21 protein-coding genes are annotated in these 19,826 nt (G+C 66.0%); 15 read left to right on the forward strand and 6 right to left on the reverse strand.

All coding sequences use genetic code 11. The annotated features are described in order from the left end of the window. Window position 1 precedes the first annotated feature (1 nt). From B6S44_RS00910 to B6S44_RS00920, 3 genes are all read right to left on the reverse strand, one after another. Entirely contained in the window at window positions 2-412 is a 411-nt protein-coding gene (locus B6S44_RS00910) for a DUF3574 domain-containing protein (RefSeq protein ID WP_129154928.1), read from the reverse strand. 69 nt (window positions 413-481) lie between these two features. Further along, window positions 482-1,714 (reverse strand): FAD-binding oxidoreductase, encoded by a 1,233-nt coding sequence (locus B6S44_RS00915; RefSeq protein WP_129154929.1) that lies wholly within the window; start codon window positions 1,712-1,714, stop codon window positions 482-484. Then, window positions 1,711-2,049 carry a cupin domain-containing protein gene (locus B6S44_RS00920; protein ID WP_129154930.1) on the reverse strand — a complete coding sequence of 113 codons (339 nt, stop codon included), beginning with the start codon at window positions 2,047-2,049 and terminating at the stop codon, window positions 1,711-1,713. The genes B6S44_RS00915 and B6S44_RS00920 overlap by 4 nt, the downstream gene beginning before the upstream one ends. Window positions 2,050-2,167: 118 nt before the next feature. Between B6S44_RS00920 and B6S44_RS00925 the strand changes: the two genes are divergently transcribed. Together B6S44_RS00925 and B6S44_RS00930 are read left to right on the forward strand one after the other, a co-directional pair. After that, the gene (locus tag B6S44_RS00925; RefSeq protein WP_129154931.1) at window positions 2,168-2,896 is read left to right on the forward strand and encodes a GntR family transcriptional regulator; all 729 of its coding nucleotides are present in this window, start codon (window positions 2,168-2,170) and stop codon (window positions 2,894-2,896) included. Window positions 2,897-3,030: 134 nt separating this feature from the next. After that, a complete protein-coding gene (locus tag B6S44_RS00930) occupies window positions 3,031-3,546 on the forward strand; it encodes a flavin reductase (RefSeq protein WP_129154932.1) in 516 nt (171 codons plus the stop codon). Window positions 3,547-3,616: 70 nt separating this feature from the next. Here B6S44_RS00930 and pcaB read toward each other — a convergent pair whose 3' ends face one another. Next, window positions 3,617-4,987, reverse strand: a complete 1,371-nt coding sequence (pcaB, locus tag B6S44_RS00935) for a 3-carboxy-cis,cis-muconate cycloisomerase (RefSeq protein ID WP_129154933.1) — start codon at window positions 4,985-4,987, stop codon at window positions 3,617-3,619. A gap of 167 nt (window positions 4,988-5,154) precedes the next feature. On the opposite strand from pcaB, the gene B6S44_RS00940 reads away from it, so the two are divergent. Beyond that, window positions 5,155-5,607 carry a CoxG family protein gene (locus B6S44_RS00940; RefSeq protein WP_129154934.1) on the forward strand — a complete coding sequence of 151 codons (453 nt, stop codon included), beginning with the start codon at window positions 5,155-5,157 and terminating at the stop codon, window positions 5,605-5,607. A 3-nt stretch (window positions 5,608-5,610) separates the two neighbouring features. On the opposite strand, the gene B6S44_RS00945 is transcribed toward B6S44_RS00940, so the two are convergent. Next, on the reverse strand, window positions 5,611-6,963 hold the full coding sequence (locus B6S44_RS00945; RefSeq protein WP_129154935.1) for a methyl-accepting chemotaxis protein: 1,353 nt from the start codon (window positions 6,961-6,963) through the stop codon (window positions 5,611-5,613). A gap of 329 nt (window positions 6,964-7,292) precedes the next feature. Between B6S44_RS00945 and B6S44_RS00950 the strand changes: the two genes are divergently transcribed. From B6S44_RS00950 to B6S44_RS00980, 7 genes are all read left to right on the forward strand, one after another. Further along, window positions 7,293-7,805: a (2Fe-2S)-binding protein gene (locus B6S44_RS00950; RefSeq protein WP_129154936.1), complete on the forward strand. Its 513-nt coding sequence runs from the start codon at window positions 7,293-7,295 to the stop codon at window positions 7,803-7,805. Between the two features lie 99 nt (window positions 7,806-7,904). Further along, complete coding sequence (locus tag B6S44_RS00955) at window positions 7,905-10,268, forward strand: xanthine dehydrogenase family protein molybdopterin-binding subunit (protein WP_129154937.1); 2,364 nt, start codon at window positions 7,905-7,907, stop codon at window positions 10,266-10,268. Window positions 10,269-10,285: 17 nt separating this feature from the next. Beyond that, the gene (locus B6S44_RS00960) at window positions 10,286-11,089 is read left to right on the forward strand and encodes an FAD binding domain-containing protein (RefSeq protein ID WP_129154938.1); all 804 of its coding nucleotides are present in this window, start codon (window positions 10,286-10,288) and stop codon (window positions 11,087-11,089) included. A gap of 37 nt (window positions 11,090-11,126) precedes the next feature. Next, window positions 11,127-12,176 (forward strand): hypothetical protein, encoded by a 1,050-nt coding sequence (locus tag B6S44_RS00965; protein WP_129154939.1) that lies wholly within the window; start codon window positions 11,127-11,129, stop codon window positions 12,174-12,176. A gap of 78 nt (window positions 12,177-12,254) precedes the next feature. After that, window positions 12,255-13,175 carry an AAA family ATPase gene (locus tag B6S44_RS00970; protein WP_129154940.1) on the forward strand — a complete coding sequence of 307 codons (921 nt, stop codon included), beginning with the start codon at window positions 12,255-12,257 and terminating at the stop codon, window positions 13,173-13,175. 134 nt (window positions 13,176-13,309) lie between these two features. Beyond that, window positions 13,310-13,684, forward strand: a complete 375-nt coding sequence (locus B6S44_RS00975) for a nuclear transport factor 2 family protein (RefSeq protein WP_129154941.1) — start codon at window positions 13,310-13,312, stop codon at window positions 13,682-13,684. After that, window positions 13,681-14,883, forward strand: a complete 1,203-nt coding sequence (locus B6S44_RS00980) for a vWA domain-containing protein (protein ID WP_164985669.1) — start codon at window positions 13,681-13,683, stop codon at window positions 14,881-14,883. The genes B6S44_RS00975 and B6S44_RS00980 overlap by 4 nt, the downstream gene beginning before the upstream one ends. Before the next feature lie 91 nt (window positions 14,884-14,974). On the opposite strand, the gene B6S44_RS00985 is transcribed toward B6S44_RS00980, so the two are convergent. After that, entirely contained in the window at window positions 14,975-15,694 is a 720-nt protein-coding gene (locus B6S44_RS00985) for an alpha/beta fold hydrolase (protein WP_164985670.1), read from the reverse strand. A 197-nt stretch (window positions 15,695-15,891) separates the two neighbouring features. On the opposite strand from B6S44_RS00985, the gene B6S44_RS00990 reads away from it, so the two are divergent. From B6S44_RS00990 to B6S44_RS01010, 5 genes are read left to right on the forward strand one after another with little or no spacing between them, the layout of a single operon-like run. Beyond that, the gene (locus tag B6S44_RS00990) at window positions 15,892-16,218 is read left to right on the forward strand and encodes an XdhC family protein (protein WP_129154944.1); all 327 of its coding nucleotides are present in this window, start codon (window positions 15,892-15,894) and stop codon (window positions 16,216-16,218) included. Window positions 16,219-16,230: 12 nt separating this feature from the next. Further along, window positions 16,231-16,860: a LysE family translocator gene (locus B6S44_RS00995; protein WP_129154945.1), complete on the forward strand. Its 630-nt coding sequence runs from the start codon at window positions 16,231-16,233 to the stop codon at window positions 16,858-16,860. 4 nt (window positions 16,861-16,864) lie between these two features. Next, entirely contained in the window at window positions 16,865-17,494 is a 630-nt protein-coding gene (locus tag B6S44_RS01000) for a LysE family translocator (protein ID WP_129154946.1), read from the forward strand. Between the two features lie 8 nt (window positions 17,495-17,502). Continuing rightward, entirely contained in the window at window positions 17,503-18,195 is a 693-nt protein-coding gene (locus B6S44_RS01005) for an XdhC family protein (RefSeq protein WP_129154947.1), read from the forward strand. Window positions 18,196-18,208: 13 nt separating this feature from the next. Beyond that, window positions 18,209-19,825, forward strand: a complete 1,617-nt coding sequence (locus tag B6S44_RS01010; protein ID WP_129154948.1) for an NTP transferase domain-containing protein — start codon at window positions 18,209-18,211, stop codon at window positions 19,823-19,825. The last annotated feature ends 1 nt before the right edge of the window (window position 19,826 follow it).

A 19,826-nucleotide genomic window follows, 5' to 3' on the forward strand; every position in this document is an offset into this window, starting at 1 on the left:
GTTAGAACGAGGCGCAGGCCGGCTTGAGGATCAGCCCGACCGATTGCTGGCTGAAGCTGCGCTTATAGGCCTCGGCGATGGCGGCGAGCTTCTCGCGATTCCCGGCCTCGTCCGCCATTGCGATTAATACGAGCTTGCTCGGTTCGCGGATGAGTCTGCCGCCCTCGCGGTCGCGGTATTGCCCGCTGCCGTCGAGGATGGTGAGCCCGTCGGGGAAGCGCGGCGTCACCTCCGCATCGACGAAGCTGCGGAAGGCGGCTTCGCTGACGCCGACGCGGTCGCCGATCTTGCGACCGAAGAGCAGTTCGGCGCTCAGCGTGGGCTGCTGGCCGGGGGCGCAGGCTTGCTGCGGAAGGCTGGCGCAGCCAGCGAGCGAACCAGCCAGGAGAAGCGCAAAGCCGAGTCGGATCATGGCGTTGTTCCTGCTGGCTGAGAGGCCGATTCAACCATTAGACGAGCTTATAGGCCCGACGCCGCCGCCTCAGAAGCGCTGCGGGCTGAAATGGCCGAGGTCGATCGCGGGCCGGCGGCCGGCGATCAGCGCAGCGACGAGATCGGCCGTCGCGGCCGACTGGGTCATGCCGTAATGGCCGTGGCCGAAGGCGTAGACGACATTGGGGTTGCGGCTCGCCTTGCCGATGACCGGCAGCGAATCCGGCAGCGACGGCCGGAAGCCCATCCAGAGGCGGCCGCTGTCAAAGGCCGGCAGCCCGTCCACCAGCATCGCCGCTTTGTCGTAGAGCGCCTTGGTGCGGGCATGGTTGGGCGCCGCCTCGAGCCCGCCGAACTCGACGGCGCCGCCGATGCGCAGGCCGCTTTCGAGCGGGGTCATGACGAAGCCATGGTCCTTGAAGCCGACAGGGCGGCTGGTCAGGCCGGTGACGCCCGGGAAGCTGACATTGTAGCCACGCTCGGTGTCGAGCGGGATGTTGTCACCCATCGCCGCCGCCAAGGGCTTCGACCAGGCGCCGGCCGCGACGACGACGCGATCGACGACGCGCTGCCAGCCGTCCGGGCCGACCAGGGCAGGGCGTTCGCCCATCGAGATGTTGCTGACCTCGGCCTTCTCGAACGTGGCGCCGCGCGCCAGCGCCGCTTCGAAGAGCGCCATGGTGAGGGCGAGCGGGTCGCTGATATGGGCGGCGTCGGGGTGAAAGGCGGCGCCGGCGAAGCAGTCCTTCAGCGCCGGCTCCATCTGGCGCAGTTCCTGCGGCCGGAGCATGTCGACGGCGACGCCGGCGGCGCGCTGGCGCCGGGCGAGTTCTTCGAGACCCGCGGTGTCACCCGCATCACGATAGGTATAGAGCGCGCCGCGGCGGTGGATATGCCCATTGAGTCCGGCCTTCTCGGCGCGCGCCAGCCAGGCTGGCAGCGCCAGTTGCTGGATGGCGATGATGCCGGCGATCGAGCGCTCATAGGCGGCGGGGCGTGCCGCGAGCAGGAAACGCGCCAGCCAGGGCAGCAATTGCGGGAGATAGCCGAGGCGGATCGCCAAGGGGCCGAGCGGGTCGAGCAGGAAGCCCGGCACCTTGCGCAGCATGTTCGGGCTGGCGATCGGCAGCACGTCGGTATGGGCGATGATGCCGGCATTGCCGCGCGAGGGGCCGAAGGCCGGCCCTTCCTTGTCGAGGATCAGGACCTCGTGACCCTCGTCGAGCAGAGCGTGGGCGGTTGCCGTGCCGACGATGCCGGCGCCGATGATCGCGATCTTCATGTCGTGGGCAGGGCCTCGGGCAGGAGCTTGAGCGCCGCCGGCTGCTTCACCTCGATCTCGACGAAGGCGATCGGATGGGGCGAGCCGTTCATCACGTCGTGCTGGATGCCGGCCTGGCGCATATAGGCCTGCCCCTGCGCCAGTGGCACGTCGGTCTCCTTGGCTCCGTCATGGATGCGCAAGGTGCCTGCGACCAGCATGATCACGAAATAGGGCCAGCCATGGCTGTGCCAGCCGGTCACCGCGCCCGGCTCGAAATCCCAGCGCGTGATCCGGACCGTGTCGTCGTCCTGCTGGAGCGTGGCGACGGCGGGGGTCGTGCAGGCGAACGCCATGTCGGCTCCATGCGCGGGACTTTAACCGCTGATCGGCCGGCTCGCCCGCCTTGCGGTCTTGTTGAAAGTTGTGATATATCAATGGTATCCGGTGCGTCAAGCATCGCTGGTGCCGCCCATGACCGAGGATGCCCGCGTTTCCGGCGAGGATGCCCGCGTTTCCGGCGAGGATGCCCGCGTTTCCGGCGAGGATGCCATCGGCGGGCGCGTCGTCGTCAGCCTGTCCGATCTGGCCTATCGCCGTCTCGAAGAGGCGATCGTGACCCTGTCCCTGCGGCCGGGCGCGGTGCTGACCGAGGCGCAGATGATCGAGCTCGTCGGCGTCGGCCGCACGCCGGTGCGCGAGGCGCTGATCCGGCTGGCGCAGCAGGGGCTGGTGGAGATCCTGCCGCGCAAGGGCGTCGTGGTCACCGCGATCGACGCGATCGACGTGATGGCGGCGCTCGATGCCCGCGAGGTGTTGGAGCGCCTGATCGCGGCCGAGGCGGCGAGGCGGGCGGGGCCCGCCGAGCGCAGCGCCATCCTCGCCAAGGCGCGGGCGATGCGCGAGGCGGCACAGGCCAATGACGTCAACGCCTATATGCGCCTGGATAAGGAGCTCGACGCGCTGGTCGCGGCGGCGGCGCGCAGTCCTTATGCCAGCCGGGCTGTCGAGCCGTTGCAGGCGCTGATCCGCCGCGCCTGGTACTTCTTCGATCGGCAGATCGATCTCGGGCCGGCGGCGAGCCACCACGTGACCCTGGCTCAGGCGCTTGTCGCGGGCGAGCCTGCCGCTGCGGCGGAAGCGAGCGATGCGCTGATGCGCCATCTGCGCAGCGGGTTGCTGGCGGCGCTGCAGCGCGAATGACCCGGACGTTTCGGCGGCATGTGATATATCTTAACCTTGCGCCGGAAAGGGCCGTTATGTCGGCAATTGCTGAAACTGGCCTTTTACCCCTGCGTGCTTAGATAAAGCGCAGTATCCTCGCGCAGAGTTGGGCGATGAACAACATGGTCGATGCCGCCTTACGCGCGTCGCGCCCCGAAGCGCAGGCCTTCCGCGAGGCGATGGCTGAGGTGGCGAGCGCCGCTCATATCGTGACCACGCTCGGTCCGGCCGGTCGCGCGGGGCTGACTGCGACTGCCGTCGCTTCCGTCTCGGATGCGCCGCCGACCGTGCTCGTCTGCATCGAGGCCGCCAGCCGAACGCTGGCGGTGATCGAGGAGAGCGGCGTCTTCTGCATCAACACGTTGGCGGCGGCCGATCACGAACTCGCCAACGTCTTCTCCGGCCAGCGCGGCCTGACGGGGGAGGATCGCTTCAGCATCGGTGAGTGGGGAGAACTCTCGACCGGCGCGCCGGCGCTGGCGAGCGCGCTCGCCAGCTTCGACTGCCGGGTGGCGGCGGTGCACCGCGTTGCGACGCATCGTGTCGTGATCGGCCAGGTGGTGGCGCTGGGCGGCAGCGGCTCCGGGCCGGGGCTGGTCTATCGCCATCGCCGCTTCGGCGGCGTCTGAAGCCTATCTCTCTACGCTTCGATCGTGATCTCGCCGCTTTCGGCAACGATCGCGCGCCCCTGGGCGGAACTCAGCCATTGCCGCTCATGTACTCCCGCTCCTCCTCATAGAGCACGAGGATGCGGTCGATGATGGTGTCGGTCGCGCCGCGATAGGTCGTGGGGTCGAAGAGATCGTCGAGCTCTTCGGGCGAGAGCTTGCCGGCGAGCGTCGGATGGTCGGCGAGGACATCCCTGAGATGGCGGCCGCCGGCGATACAGTCGCGACTGGCCTCCTCGAGCAGATGATGCGCCTCGCCACGGCCGATCGTCTGCGCGAGCGCGAGCGAGACGCGCTCGGCCATGACGAGCCCGTTGGTCAGGTCGAGATTGTACTGCATCTGCTCGGGGAAGACCTGCACCCCTTCGATCAGCGTGACCGCCTGGTTCAAAGCTCCGCCGGCGATCAGGAAGAGCTCGCGCAATGTCGGCCATTCGGCGTGCCAGCCGCCCATGGCACGCTCGTGCTCCTGCGGCATGGCCGCGAGCATGGTCGCGACCAGCCCCGGCGCGCGCTTGGCCGCGGTGAGGATCAACGTGCACAGGACGGGGTTGCGCTTGTGCGGCATCGCCGAGGAGCCGCCCTTGCCCGGCGCTTCCGGCTCGGCGAGCTCGCCGATCTCGGTTTGCGCCATCAAGGCGATGTCCCCAGCCATCTTGCCGAGATGGCCGAGAAGCAGGCCGAGCTCAGTCGCGATCCGGGCCGGACGCCTGCGCTCGGTGTGCCAGGGCACGCGGACCGCGCCGATCGACGGCATGGTGCGAGCGAATGCTTCCGACACGGCATCGGCCTTGTCGCCGAGGGAGGCGAGGCTGCCGGCGGCGCCGCCGAGCTGATGTGCGGCTTGCCCCCAGATCATGAAATCGTCGTGGAAGGAGACGATGGGGGCGAGCCAGTTGGCGGCCTTGAGCCCGAAGGAGATCGGAACCGCATGCTGGAGGAAGGTGCGGCCGATCATCGGCGTGCGGCGATGCTCCCGGACGAGCCCGGCGAGCGCATGGGCGAGGCGTGCGGAGCGCGCCAGCAGCAATTCCCAGGCAGCGGAGTATTGCTGGGCATGCCCTGAATCGATCACGTCCTGACTGGTCGCGCCGTAATGCACCCATTTCGCCGCTTCGGCATCGACCGCTGCGACGCGGGCCGTCAGCGCCTTGACCAGTGGGATCGCCGGATTGCCGGCGAGCGTCGCGGCCTTGCCGATCGCGGCGATGTCGTAGAGCTCGGCCCGGCATTGGGCGGCGATCGCCTCTACCGCAGCGCCCGGAACGATGCCGGCCTCGGACTCGGCTCGGGCGAGCGCGGCTTCGAAAGCGAGCATGCCCTGCAGCGTGGCACGATCGTCGAGCAGCGCTGCCATCTCCTGGTCGATGAAGAGTTCGCCATAGAGGCCGCGATCAGCCATGTCCGGACGGGCCTTCGTGCGGAGCAGTCAGTGCAACCCACATCCCAGCTTCGTCCTCTTGTGTGCGCCGGTGCTTTCCGGCCATGGATCAGGCGAACTTGGATAGACCCGAGGCCGGTCCGCCTGCAACATGCCAGCGGCCGGAGAGAACCGTGAGGAGCGACGCCATGGCGATGACGATGAACGGCGAGGTGACGCTGCCCGCGGCCAAGCAGGTGGTCTGGGAGAAGCTCAACGATGCCGAGGTGCTGAAGGCCTGCATCCCCGGCTGCGAGCAACTCGCCAAGGACGACGATACGCATTTTTCGGCGGTGGTGAAGGTCAAGCTCGGCCCGGTCAAGGCGACCTTCAAGGGCAAGGTCGAGTTGCAGGAGCTTGATCCGCCGAACGGCTACCGCATCGTCGGCGAAGGCGAGGGCGGCATCGCCGGCTTCGCCAAGGGCGGCGCCAAGGTCATGCTGGACGATGCGGAGGGCGGGCAGACCGTGCTGCGCTACGAGGTCGAGGCGCAGGTCGGCGGCAAGCTGATGCAGCTCGGCTCGCGCCTGATCGATTCGGTCTCGAAGAAGCTGGCCGACGAGTTCTTCGCCAATTTCGCCAAGGCGGTCAGCGAAGGCTGACGCTCACGAGGCCTTGCGCAGCGCGGCGAGCGCCTCGCTGACGGTCGCTTCCGCTGCGCCGACCTGAAGCGCGATGTCGGCAGCCGCGGCATTGGCGCGTTCCAGCGCCTTCTCGGTCTTGCCGAGGCTGTCATTGACGCGGGTCGCGCTGTCGATCGCCTCGTCCGAACCGTGCGCGACCTCGGCGGCGTGCCGGGCAATGCCGCCGGTGACGCTGCTCTGCTGAGCGACAGCGTCCGAGATCGCTTCGGAATCCGCCTTGATCTCGCCGATCGTCGTGCCGATCGACGTGGCGCGGACGCTGCAGGCTTCAGCGCTCGCCGAGAGCTCGGCGATCTGCGTTGCGATCTCCTGCGTGGCCGAGGCCGTCTGCGTCGCGAGCGACTTCACCTCTGCCGCGACCACGGCAAAGCCGCGGCCGGATTCACCGGCTCGGGCCGCCTCGATGGTGGCGTTGAGGGCGAGCAGATTGGTCTGCGCGGCGATGTCGGCGATCATGCCGACCACGGTCTCGATGCTGCGGGTGACGTCGCGCAACCGAGCGATTGCGCCGTCCATCGCCTGCGCGTCGGCGACGGCGCGATTGGCGATCTCGAGGCTCTGGCGGGCGCGCTGGCCGATCTCGGCGATGTTTGCCGACATCTCCTCGGTCGCCGCCGCGGTCTGCATGGCCTTCTCCCGCACCAGCAGCGAGGTTTGGGCGACGGAGCCGACCTGGTCCTTGATGAAGCTGGTTGCCGCCGAAGTCTCGCCGGCCGTGTCGACGAACAACTCGACCGCGTTGCTGATTGCGGTATCGAGCTTGCCGATGCGCGAGGTCAGCGTCGCCGCGACCTCGTCGAGCGCGACCCCGCGGCGCCGCGCTTCCGCCGCCTCGAACTCCCGGTCGAGCGACATGGCGGTGTTGACGTCATAGGTCAGCACCCGCTCGATGGTGAAGAGGTCGCGCGGGATGTCGCGCCGCGAGAAGACAAGCCGCGTCCGGCTGTCCTCCAGGATCATCCGGAACAGCGTGAAGGCGATCGAGGCGCGGGCACGGGCGCCGACCTGACCGTGCCGCTCCAAAAGGGTGAGCCGTTCGAGCGAGTCGCAGTAGCCTTGATCGAAATCACCCTCGAACAGCAGGCGGAAATGGGCGGCTTCCGCCGCGAAAAGCTCGACTGAGACGGGTTCGACCGCCAGCTTCAGCATCGGGTGGATGGCGAAGGCGCGCGCGAAATCCTGCTCGACAAGGTCGACGATGACGCGATCGACGAGGGCCCGATAGCGGCGCAGGCGCTGACGCTGCCGCTCGTCATAGCCGATCGCCTGCAGGCGACGCTGGACGTGTTCGAGGATCGAGGCCAAACGCGCCATCCGTGAGCACGACGATCGGAGATCGTCATTGCGACGGATGATGCTGAGCGTGCGCGGTTAAGATTCCGCAAAGGGCTCGCTCGTCGGTTGCGACCTTTCGAGTCCTGCCTTTGCATGCGGATCGTCAAAATCATGCAAAAACGTCCCCAAACGGGCTGGTCTTCACGGCTGCTGCCCGCTTGACCGCAGAAAATCCCGGGTCCACACTGCTTTTTCAAGTTGTTCCAAGGAAATTCTTCGCTGGTCCTGGCGGGCTGGCGAGCGAATCGTGCGGTCCTTCGAGATGTCGTCGGCCGCGCCGGAAAAACAGGCTTTCGGAGGAGTGCCCCATGGCCAATCTGTCGATGACGGTGAACGGCAAGTCCGTCACCGCGACTGTCGATCCGCGCACCCTTCTGGTGCAGTTCCTGCGCGAGAATTTGAGGCTGACCGGCACGCATGTCGGCTGCGATACCAGCCAGTGCGGCGCCTGCGTCGTCCATCTCGACGGCAAGGCGGTGAAGGCCTGCACCCTGCTGGCGGTGTCCTGTGAAGGCACTGCGGTGACGACGATCGAGGGACTGGCCAATGGCGGGACGCTGCACCCGATGCAGGAGGCCTTCCGCGAGCATCACGGCTTGCAATGCGGTTTCTGCACGCCGGGCATGATCATGGCGGCGGTCGATATCGTGAACCGGCGCGGCAACAGCCTCGACGAGAAGACGATCCGCGAAGACCTCGACGGCAATATCTGCCGCTGCACCGGTTACCACAATATCGTCAAGGCGGTGGCTGCCGGCGCCGAGGCGATGGCGGGCGGCTCCACGAAGGACCGCGAGCCGCCGCGGCAGGCCGCCGAGTAAGCGCTGTCCCGGGCCGCGCCGGCATGCGGCCCTCGCCGATGTGATCCCAGCCAAAGTTGCTTCAACGCCCGCCAAGAGGCGCCACGCCAGGAGGAATCCATGTCCGCCACCGGAATCGGCGCTCCCGTCCGCCGCAAGGAAGACCATCGCTTCATCACCGGCCAGGGCCGCTATACCGACGACATCAACCGACCCGGCCAGGCCCATGCCTATTTCCTGCGCTCGCCGCATGCGCACGCCACGCTGAAGAAGATCGATACGAAAGCCGCCGCGGCGATGCCGGGCGTGCTCGGCATCTTCACCGGCGACGATCTTGCCGCCGACAAGGTCGGCGGGTTGATTTGCGGCTGGATGATCCATTCCAAGGACGGCTCGCCGATGAAGGCGGGGCCGCATCCGGCACTCGCCCAGGGCAAGGTCCGCTATGTCGGCGACCATGTCGCGGTCGTCGTCGCCGAGACGTTGGCGCAGGCGCGCGACGCTGCCGAGGCGATCGTCGTCGACTACGGCGTGCTGCCGGCGGTGGTCGACACCGCGAGCGCGGCCAAGGCAAAGACGCAGGTCCATGCCGAGGCGCCAGGCAACACCGTGTTCAACTGGCACCTTGGCGATCAGGGCGCAACGGAAGCGGCCTTCAAGGCCGCCAAGCACGTCACCAAGCTCGACATCGTCAACAACCGCTTGGTGCCGAACCCGATGGAGCCGCGCGCCGCGGTCGGCGACTACGACCAGGGCGAGGGCGCCTTCACGCTCTATACGACGAGCCAGAACCCGCATGTGGCGCGGCTCGTGCTCTCCGCCTTCATCGGCATCGCGCCCGAGAACAAGCTTCGGGTGATCGCGCCGGATGTCGGCGGCGGCTTTGGCTCGAAGATCTTCATCTATGCCGAGGAGACGGTCTGCGTCTGGGCGGCGAAGAAGGTCGGCCGGCCGGTGAAATGGACCTCGGACCGGACCGAGGCCTTCCTTTCGGATGCGCATGGCCGCGACCACGTCACCCATGCCGAGCTCGCCATGGACGCTGACGGCAAGATGCTGGCGATGCGGGTCAAGACCACCGCCAATCTCGGCGCCTATCTCTCGACCTTCTCCTCCTCGGTGCCGACCTATCTCTACGCGCCGCTGCTGTCGGGCCAGTACGACATCCCGGCGATCTATTGCGAGGTCGACGCGGTCTACACCAACACCGCCCCGGTCGATGCCTATCGCGGAGCGGGACGGCCCGAGGCGACCTTCGTGGTCGAGCGCCTGGTCGAGGTCGCGGCGCGCCAGCTCGGCAAGGACCCGGCCAAGTTCCGGACGCAGAACTTCATCAGGAAGTTCCCGCACCAGACGCCGGTGATCATGATGTACGACACCGGCAATTACGGAGCCTCGCTGAAGAAGGCGATGGAGATCATTGATTACAAAGGCTTTCCGAAGCGCCGGCGCGATTCCGCCCGCAGCGGCAAGCTGCGCGGCATCGGCTTCTCCGCCTATATCGAGGCCTGCGGCATTGCCCCATCAGCGGCGGTCGGCTCGCTCGGCGCAGGCGTCGGCCTATGGGAATCGGCTGAGGTCCGGGTCAATCCGATCGGCACGGTCGAGGTCCTGACCGGTTCGCACAGCCATGGCCAGGGCCATGAGACCACCTTCGCCCAGCTCGTCTCCGACCGGCTCGGCGTGCCCTTGGAGAATGTCTCGATCATCCATGGCGACACCGACAAGGTGCAGATGGGCATGGGCACCTATGGCTCGCGCTCGGGTGCGGTCGGCATGTCGGCGATCTTCAAGGCGATCGACAAGGTGATCGCCAAGGGCAAGAAGGTCGCGGCCTATGTGCTGGAGGCCGACGAGGCCGATATCGACTTCAAGGATGGCAATTTCAGCGTCAAGGGCACCGACCGCACGCTCGATTTCGGTTCCTGCGCGCTGCAGGCCTATGTCGCGCACAAGTTCAACGGCCAGGATCTCGAGCCGGGGCTGAAGGAGGGGGCGTTCTACGACCCGACCAACTTCACCTTCCCGGCTGGCGTCCATATCTGCGAGCTCGAGATCGACCCCGACACCGGCATCACCAAGATCGAGCGCTGGGCCGCGGTCGACGATTTCGGCAATGTCATCAATCCGATGATCGTCGAGGGCCAGGTCCATGGCGGCATCGCCCAGGGCGTCGGCCAGGCGCTGCTCGAAGGGGCCCGCTACAATGCCGACGGCCAGCTCGTGACCGCGAGCTTCATGGACTACTGCATGCCGCGCGCCGACGATCTGCCGTCCTTCGAAGTCGGCATGACGGTGACGCCGTGCCCGTCGAACCCGCTCGGGATCAAGGGCTGCGGCGAGGCCGGCGCCATCGCCTCGCCGCCCGCAGTCATCAACGCCATCACCGACGCGCTCGGCCATGAGGACATCGCCATGCCGGCGACGCCTCAGGCCGTCTGGCGCGCCGCGCAGAAAACGCTCAGCCGCATGGCTGCCGAGTGATCTGAAAGGACGAGACGATGTACGCCTTCACCTATCACCGCCCGGCGACCGCGCGACAGGCCGCCAGCCTCCTCGCCAAGAAGGAGGACGCCAAGCTGCTCGCCGGCGGGCACACGCTGCTGCCGACGATGAAGCAGCGCCTGGCCTCGCCCGGCGCGCTGGTCGACCTCAGCTCCTGCGCCGACCTCAAGGGGATCGCCCGCAAGGGCCGCAACCTCGTGATCGGCGCGATGACGACCCATGCCGAAGTCGCCGCCTCGCCGGAGGTGCAGGAGGCGATCCCGGCGCTCGCCTACCTCGCCAGCCATATCGGCGATCCGCATGTGCGCCATCGCGGTACGATCGGCGGCTCGGTCGCCAACAACGATCCGGCAGCCGACTATCCGGCAGCGCTGCTGGCGCTCGGCGCGACGGTGGTGACCAACAAGCGCAAGTTGCCGGCGGAGGAGTTCTTCAGCGGCCTCTACGAGACCGCGCTGGAGGAGGGCGAGATCATCGTCAAGGTCTCGTTCCCGGCCACCTCCAAGGCAGGCTATGCCAAGTTCCGCAACCCGGCCTCGCGCTATGCGCTGGTCGGCGTCTTCGTCGCCAAGCGCGGCAGCGAGATCGCGGTTGCGGTGACCGGAGCGGGCGAGGGCGGCGTCTTCCGCTGGCCGGAAGCGGAAGCTGCGCTGAAGGCGCGTTTCGCGAGCAAATCGCTGGATGGCCTCAAGCACACCGCCAAGGGCATCAATGGGGATATCCATGCCGATGCCGAGTATCGCGCCCATCTGATCGGCGTGATGGCAAAGCAGGCGGTGGCGCAGGCGACGGGGAAGTAACCGGGTCGGAGATCCTCTGATTTTAAAAGGCAACACAATGTCAGTTAAATCAGTATTCCTGGCTCTATTCTTCGTTTTTTTATATTATGAGCACGCTCATGCTGAAGCATGTTCTCTTCTTAATCGATCGGAGCAAGACGTTAATTCTGTAGACAAAAAGATTAGCGTTCTTCACAATTCTTCTCGATCTGAGTTGTTTTTTGTTTCTCATATGAATTGGAATAATGACGGTAGCCCACTGACATACCATCCCGATGAATGGAAGCGAGTTAATTCATGCAATGATGGCGCTAATCCGTCAGAAATTCCACGCTCGGCAAACACCCTATGTAATGGAATAACAATTCGGCGAGAGGGTCAGCAAATTCTGCGTGGCTATATGACCACGGCTGAGGCTAAGACTCTTGGATTGAGTCCTTCTCAGCGTAAACAAGAAGCTATCAAAAGATGTAATGAGTTACTATGTTACGTCAAAAGAGCAAGTTTAAAAAATTGGAATCCTGAAGATTTTTCAGTGAATTGGAGTGCAATAGCAACATACAATCCGGATCGTCCTGAAGACGGGCGCGCGTTGCCCTGCATTCAGAATGATGGACCGTACAAGGGTTACTTCGTCTCGGCGACCAGCTTTTCGGACGGGCGCATTGTCAACGTCTGCAACTATCGACGATATGTCGATCCCTTTTCCGTTCCTGCGGTCGTTCGCCCGGGAAATTCGACTTTCAGCCCAATCAAACTTCCGAACCATCTTAAAACTGTAGCGATGGAAGGCGGGGTAGCCGCAGTCGTGGATTTGGCCAGCGACCGTGTCGTTTACGCCATTATCGGTGATTCCGGTCCGGGAACTGAAGCAGGCGAAGTCTCGCCTTTCTTGCATTGGGAAATGAAAGGAACCCCCAAGGGAGAGAGAAACCCGTGGGAGCAAGGAAAGCGCATGGCGGGTCCTTTCGCCTATGTCTTTCTCCCTCACACGAAGTTACGCGCTGTCCCAGCAGTCTCGGAGATTGAAGCGGCTGGAGCTGCTGCTTTTGATAAGTGGGGAGGGATCAAGATGGCTCGCGCTTGTGCCTCCGCTGCAAAGCGTTAAATCTCGGATCGATTGCATGATCGCGTCCGCGCCTATCTCATCGCGGGTGACCTGCTTTGAGAGAGTTGCTTGAAGTATATGGCTAACGCTGCAGCCCTGCCCAATTCCATCGACGCCACGCTCGCCCTGCTGCAGGCGCAGGGCTATGTCGCCGACCGGGCGCTGGCGACCGTGCTCTTCCTGGCGTTCAGGATGAAGCGGCCGCTGCTGCTCGAGGGCGAAGCCGGCACCGGCAAGACCGAGATCGCCAAGGTGCTGGCGGGTGGACTTGGGCGCCGGCTGATCCGTTTGCAATGCTATGAAGGGCTCGACCTCGCCTCGGCCGTCTACGAGTGGAACTATGCCGGCCAGATGATGGCGATCCGTCTCGCCGAGGCCGGCGGCGTCGCCAGCGATCGTGAGCGGCTGGAGAACGACCTGTTCTCCGAGCGCTATCTGGTCAAGCGCCCGCTGCTGCAGGCGCTGGAGCCGCAAGAGGGCGGCGCGCCGATCCTGCTGATCGACGAGCTCGACCGCACCGACGAGGCCTTCGAGGCCTTCCTGCTGGAGGTGCTGGCCGATGCGCAGGTGACGATCCCCGAACTCGGCACGATCAAGGCCGCCGAGCCGCCGATCGTGATCCTGACCTCGAACCGCACCCGCGAGATCCATGACGCGCTGAAGCGCCGCTGCCTCTACCACTGGGTCGGCTATCCCGACGCCGCCCGCGAGCTCGCCATCCTGAAGGCGAAGGCGCCGGGCGCGCCGGCCAAGCTCGCCAAGCAGGTCGTTTCTTTCGTGCAGGCGATCCGCAAGGAGGAATTGTTCAAGGCGCCTGGTGTCGCCGAGACGCTCGACTGGGCGAGCGCCTTGGTCGAGCTCGACGCGGTGGCGCTCGATCCAGCCATCGTCTCCGATACGCTGGGCGCGCTGCTGAAGTACCAGGACGACATCCAGGCGATGCAGGGCTCGAAGGTGAGCGAATTGCTCGACCAGGCGAAACAGGCGGCGCGGGGATGAAACGGTTCGGTCATCCCGGACAAGCCGCGCAGCGGCGCAGCTCCGGGATCCATCGTAGGGAACTGCGCTCTACGATGGATTCCGGCGCTCCGCTGCGCTTCGGCCGGAATGACGCGCGGTTGGGGAGAGAGACGATGAACGACGACATCAAGGCGATCGAGGCCGCGACCTGGACCTATCTCGACGGGCTCTATGAGGGCGATGTCGAGAAGCTCGGCTCGGTCTTCCATGCGACCAGCGCGCTGACGCAGTCGCTCGACGGCGAGCTCAAGGTCGTGCCGCGCGAACAATGGTTCGAGGCGGTGCGGGGGCGCAAATCGCCGAAGGAGACCGGGCTGGAGCGCGGCGACCATGTGCTGGCGATCGACCTCGTCGGGCCGTCCATGGCGCTGGTCAAGGTCAAGTGCCAGATGCCGCCGCGCTATTTCACCGACCTGCTCTCCTTCCTGAAGGTCGACGGCAAATGGCTCGTGGCGCAGAAGGTGTTCATGACCGAGACGGCCGCTTGAGCGGCAAGCTCGCCGAGAACGTCGCCTATTTCGCCCGCGCCTTGCGGGGCGCCGGCCTGCGCGTCGGGCCCGGCGCAGTGGTCGAGGCGGTCGAGGCGCTGGCCGATGGCGCGCTCGGCGGCCGCGAGGACGTCTACTGGGCGTTGCATGCGATCTTCGTGAAGAAGCACGAGGATTCAGTGGTCTACGACCAGGCCTTCAAGCTGTTCTGGCGTCGGCGCGGGCTGATCGAGAAATTGATGGCGCAGATGTCGCCGGTGACGCCGCGGGTCGACAGCGAGCCGCAGAAGCCTGAGGCGGGCGCCTTACGCGTCGCCGAGGCTTTCACGCCACCGCTGCGCGAGGAGGAGCAGCCGCCGGTCGAATTGACCGAACTCACCGCGCGGCTCACCGTCTCCGAGCGCGAGACGCTGAAATCGCGCGATTTTGCCCAGATGAGCGCGGCCGAGATCGCCAAGGCGCGTCAGCTGATCGCCGAGCTCAGGCTACCCAATGATGCCGTGCCGACGCGGCGCTTTCAGGCGGCCCATGCGGGAGCGCGGATCGATTCGCGCCGGACCTTCCGCCGCTCCCTGCGCGGCGGCGGCGCTTCGATCGATCTCGCCTTCCGCGAGCGAGCCGAGGTGCATCCGCCGCTGGTGGCGCTCGTCGACATCTCCGGCTCGATGGCGGAGTATTCGCGCATCTTCCTGCATTTCCTGCACGCCATCACCGAGCAGCGCCGACGCGTGCATTCCTTCGTCTTCGGGACGCGCCTGACCAATGTCACGCGCATGCTTCGCGCCCGCGACCCGGACGAGGCGCTGGCGCTGGCCGGCAAGGCGGCGCCGGACTGGGAGGGTGGTACGCGCATCGCCTCGGCGCTGCACGCCTTCAACCGGGTCTGGTCGCGCCGGGTGCTGGCGGGCGGGGCGGTGGTGCTGCTCTTCACCGACGGGCTGGAGCGACATCTCGGCCCCGATCTGTCCTTCGAGATGGACCGCCTGCACCGCTCCTGCCGACAGCTGACCTGGCTCAATCCGCTCTTGCGCTATGACGCGTTCGAGGCGCGGGCTAGCGGCATCCGGACGATGCTGCCCCATGTCGACCAGTTCCGGCCGATCCACAATCTCGCGGCCATGGCGGATCTCTGTGCCGCGCTCCGCGCCGATACGAGGCAAGCCAGTGATCCGAGGCTGTGGCTGAAGAAGGCGGGTTAGATGGCGAGCCAGTAGCCGGAGGGCAGCCATCGAGCCAAAGCGGCCTTCGCATAAGATGATCACAAACGCCTGCGATTGTTGGTCGATGATTTCAAATGGAAGCGTCTTCCAAGAATCGGCTGATCACTCTCCAAACGACAAGCGGATCGGGAGAGAAGAGGTCGTGTCCTGAGTTTTCGAAGAGACGCACCTTCAGGCTCGGCTTTGCTGAGGTGTACCGCTTGATATCGTCTGTCCCCAGTAGGGCACCCAGCTCCACGTTCCCATAAAGCAGCAACATCTCCCCCGGAAAATCGTGCACGGCGTCGATGAGGTCGATGTGGCGAGAAGAGCGCTGCAAGCCCTCGATGGCATGTCGAGGCATCCGCTCCGACATGGCCCTACCGCGCCAGATCGATGATGCGACAGCTGCTTGATACCCATCGGGCAGACGTGTATGGCGCGCAGGATAGTCACCTAAAATCAGCCGTCTAATTCGCTCGCGGTAGGTAGGTAACGTTGCCAAGGCATACGAGACACCGCGAGAGTAACCTAGCAGGTCGAACTTACTGACGAGGTTTTGATCAATCATTGTGCAGACATCGCTGACGTGATCGTCAAGGGAATAGGCATCAGGTGGAGCGTCGCTATTCCCTCGACCTCTTAGGGAAATCGCATACACCGGTCGAGGATAAAGAAATTGGGCAAGCTCAGTCCAGTCGTCGATATTTTCCGAAAGGCCGGGGATAATCACAAGCGGATAGCCATCATGGCCTTCGTTGTTCAAACATTCGAGAGAGACGTCACCATTCTTAAGCTTGAAGGTCCGCATTGAAGGTTCCGCCTCAGGAGGTTGACGTCCGCCGACAAGACATCGAGCGATAGCGAAACCGGCCGCGCGGGTCGAGAATTCATACGCTGCGTCATGCTCTGGATGCTCACAATTTGCGGCAGCCATGCTTAAGTAGACAGGGCTTTTGGACGAAGCCTGCGTATGATGCGCGCCGCCTGCACCCGGAACCGGCGATCATGATCAGTACCAACACCGATATCCTCGCCACCGCCGAGGCCTGGGCCAGGGCCGGGCGCGGCGTCGCGCTCGCCACCGTGGTCGAGACCTGGGGCTCGGCCCCGCGTCCTGTGGGCTCGCATCTCGTCATCGACGGCGAGGGCAATTTCCTCGGCTCGGTCTCCGGCGGCTGCGTCGAGGGCGCGGTCGTGGCCGAGGCGGGCGACGTCATCGCCGACGGCAAGCCGCGTACGCTCGAATTCGGCGTCGCCGATGAGACCGCCTGGCAGGTTGGCCTCTCCTGCGGCGGCCGGATCAAGGTCTATGTCGAGCCGGTTCGGGCTTAGGGAAACGGATTAATGGCCTCCTGGGAAACGCTCCTCGCCTTCGCGACGGTGACGCTGCTCATCGCCTATTTCCCCGGGCCGGCGCTGCTTTATACGGCGGCGCAGACCATCGCCCATGGCCGCAAGGCCGGGTTGATGGCGATGCTCGGCATCCATCTTGGCTGCTATGTTCACGTCATCGCCGCGGCCTTCGGCCTGTCGGCCGTGTTCAAGCACGTGCCCGAGCTCTATGTCGCGGTGAAGATCGTCGGCGCGCTCTATCTAGTCTGGCTCGGCATCGGCATGATCCGCTCCAAGCTGGGCGGTGAGACGCAGGCCGTCGCGCCGGCCAAGACGGTCAGGCGCGCCCTGGTCGATTCCTTCATCGTCGAGGTGTTGAATCCGAAGGTCGCGCTGTTCTTCATCGCGCTGCTGCCGCAGTTCGTCGATCCTGCGGCCGCGTTGCCGGTCTGGGCGCAGTTCCTGATCCTCGGCACCATCGTCAACTTCGCCTTCTCCTCGGCCGATCTGATCACCGTCCTGGCGGCCAGCCTGGTGATGAAGACGATGAAGGCGAGCCGCGCTGGCTTCGCCTTCGGGCGCTGGCTCGGCGGCTCGCTGATGATCGGGCTCGGCCTCAAGCTCGCAACCGACAAGGGCTGACCCGATGGCCTCGATCGAAGTCCTCTTCGCGCTCGTCCTGGCGACGCTCGTCTTCGCCTATATCCCGGGCCCGGCAGTGCTTTACATCGCCGCCCAGACCATGTCGCGCGGCCGCAAGGCCGGCTTCATGGCCGTGCTCGGCGTCCATCTCGCCGACTATGTCCACGTGCTTGCCGCCGCGTTCGGCCTGTCGGCGATCTTCCGGCATGTGCCCGAGCTCTATCTGGCGATGAAGCTCGTCGGTGCCGCCTACCTGATCTGGCTCGGCATCAGCTTCTTCCGCCGTGTCGCGCCGGTGGAGGCCGCCGCCGATGTCGCGCCGCGCTCGCCGATGCGGGCGCTCGTCGACAGCCTTGCGGTCGAATTGCTCAATCCGAAGACGACGATCTTCTTCGTGTCTTTCCTGCCGCAATTCGTCGATCCGTCGGCGAGCCTGCCGCTCTGGGCGCAGTTCCTGATCCTCGGCGTCGTGGTCAACCTGCTCTTCACCTCCTCCTCGATCCTGACGGTGCTGACCGCCTCCTACATGCAGGCGAAAGTCGCCGCCAACAGCGTGGCGCAACGCGTGATCCGGGCGATCGGCGGTACCATCCTGATCGGGCTCGGCGCCCGCATCGCGCTCGATCGGAACTGAGTCAGCCGATGGATCTTTCGCTCCTCTCCGTACTCAATGCCGAGCGCGCCGCGCGGCGCGCAACCGTGCTGGTGACCGAGCTCGGTTCCGGTGAGCAGCGGCTGGTGAAAGAGGCTGACCTTACCGGCGATCCGTTGGCGGAGGCGCTCGACAAGCAATTGCGCAGCGGCAAGAGCGGCAACGTCGAGGTCGACGGGAAGGCCTATTTCCTGACCGTACAGGCGCCGCCGCTGCGTCTCGTCGTCACCGGCGCCGTCCATATCTCACAGGCGCTGGCGCCGATGGCCAAGCTCCTCGATCTCGACATCGCGGTCATCGACCCGCGCACCGCCTTCGCCACGGCTGAGCGCTTCCCCGAGGTGACCCTGCTGGCGGAGTGGCCGGAGGAGGCCCTGCAGCGCCTGCCGTTCGACGGCTACACTGCCTTCGTCGCGCTGACGCACGACCCCAAGATCGACGATCCGGCGCTGATCGCGGCGCTGCGTTCCAACTGCTTTTATATCGGCGCGCTCGGCAGCCGGAAGACGCATGGCAAGCGGCTGGAGCGGCTCGCAGCGGCCGGTTTCGAAGAGGTCGATATGAAGCGCATCCACGCGCCGATCGGGCTCGACATCGGCGCGGTCTCCCCGGCCGAGATCGCACTCGCCATCCTCGCCGAGATTGTGCAGGCGCTGCGCGGCCCACGTCGCAAGCCCGCTTGAGAGATAGCGCCCCATGAAGTTCGGCCCTGTCCCGATCGCCGAAGCCGCCGGCTGCGTCGCGGCCCACACCGTGCGCGCCGGCGACGTGATCGTGCGCAAGGGGGCGACGATCGGCGACGAGGACGCGCGCAAGTTCGCCGCGGCCGGGTTGACCGAGATCGTCGCTGTGCAGTTCGAGGCCGGCGACATTGACGAGAATGCTGCCGCCGAGCAATTGGCGCGGGCGCTGGCGGGCAAGGCGGTTATCACCGAGGCGCCGTTCACCGGCCGGGTCAACCTGTTTGCCGCAGCGGCGGGCATCCTGCGGATCGATGCGGGCGTGATCGACGCGCTGAATGCCGTCGACGAGGCGATCACCGTCGCGACCCTGCCGGCGCTGAAGCCGGTCGTCGCCGGCGAGATGGTCGGCACGGTCAAGATCATCCCCTATGCCGTGTCGGAAAAGCGGATCGCCGAGGCGCTGGAGCGGCTTGGTGCCGACAGGCCGATCGCGATCGCCGAGTACAGGCTGAAATCGGTCGCGGTCGTCTCGACCTTGCTGCCGGGCCTGAAGACCAGCGTGGTCGACAAGACCTTGCGCACCATGGCCGAGCGGCTCGAGCCGGCCGGCGCCGCGATCGAACGTGATCGGCGCGTGCCGCATGAGAGCCCGCCGCTGGCTGAGGCGATCCGCGAGGCCGTCGCCGGTCCGGCCGAGCTCGTCGTGGTCTTCGGGGCTTCGGCCATCACCGACAGGCGCGATGTCGTGCCGCAAGCCCTGACCCTGGCCGGCGGGAGGGTCGAGCATCTCGGCATGCCGGTCGACCCCGGCAACCTGCTGATGCTGGGTACGCTCGACGGCAAGCCGGTGATCGGTGCACCGGGTTGCGCCCGGTCGCCCAAGGAGAACGGCTTCGACTGGGTGCTGCAGCGCAGCCTTGCGGGCGTGCCCGTCAGCCGCGCCGACATCCAGAAAATGGGCGTCGGGGGGCTGCTGATGGAGATCGTCTCGCGGCCGCAGCCGCGTGCGCCCGGCCGCGGCGAGGCCGCGCCCGTCGCCGGCATCGTGCTGGCCGCCGGGCGCTCGACCCGCATGGGCACCGGCAACAAGCTGCTGCAGGCGGTGCGCGGCAAGCCCCTGGTGCGCCATGCCGTGGAAGCGCAGCTTGCCTCGCGCGCTGCACCGGTGATCGTCGTCACTGGCCACCAGAAGGATGAGGTCCATTCCGTGCTCGCCGGGCTCGATGTCATCGTCGTGCACAATCCGGCCTTCGCCGAGGGCCTGTCGGGCTCGCTCAAGGCCGGGCTCGCGGCGCTGCCGGCCGACGTACCCGGCGTCGTCGTCTCGCTCGGCGACATGCCGAACGTCACCGCCGGCGTCATCGACCGGCTGGCGCAGGCCTTCGCCGATCGACCAGATGCGCTCGCCGTCGCGCCGACTTTGCTCGGCCAGCGTGGCAATCCGGTGCTGCTGGCGCGGGCCATCTTCCCCAAGGTCGCCAAGCTCGGCGGCGATCAGGGCGCGCGGCGGCTGCTCGACGCCGCCGGCGATGCGGTCGAGGAGATCGCGCTCGACGATCCCGCCATCGCGCTCGACATCGACACGCCCGAAGCGCTCCGGGCGCTGACGGGGCAGGGGCCGCGCAGCTGAG

The sequence above is a fragment of the Allobosea sp. Tri-44 genome (assembly GCF_004123845.1).
GTDB lineage: Bacteria > Pseudomonadota > Alphaproteobacteria > Rhizobiales > Beijerinckiaceae > Allobosea.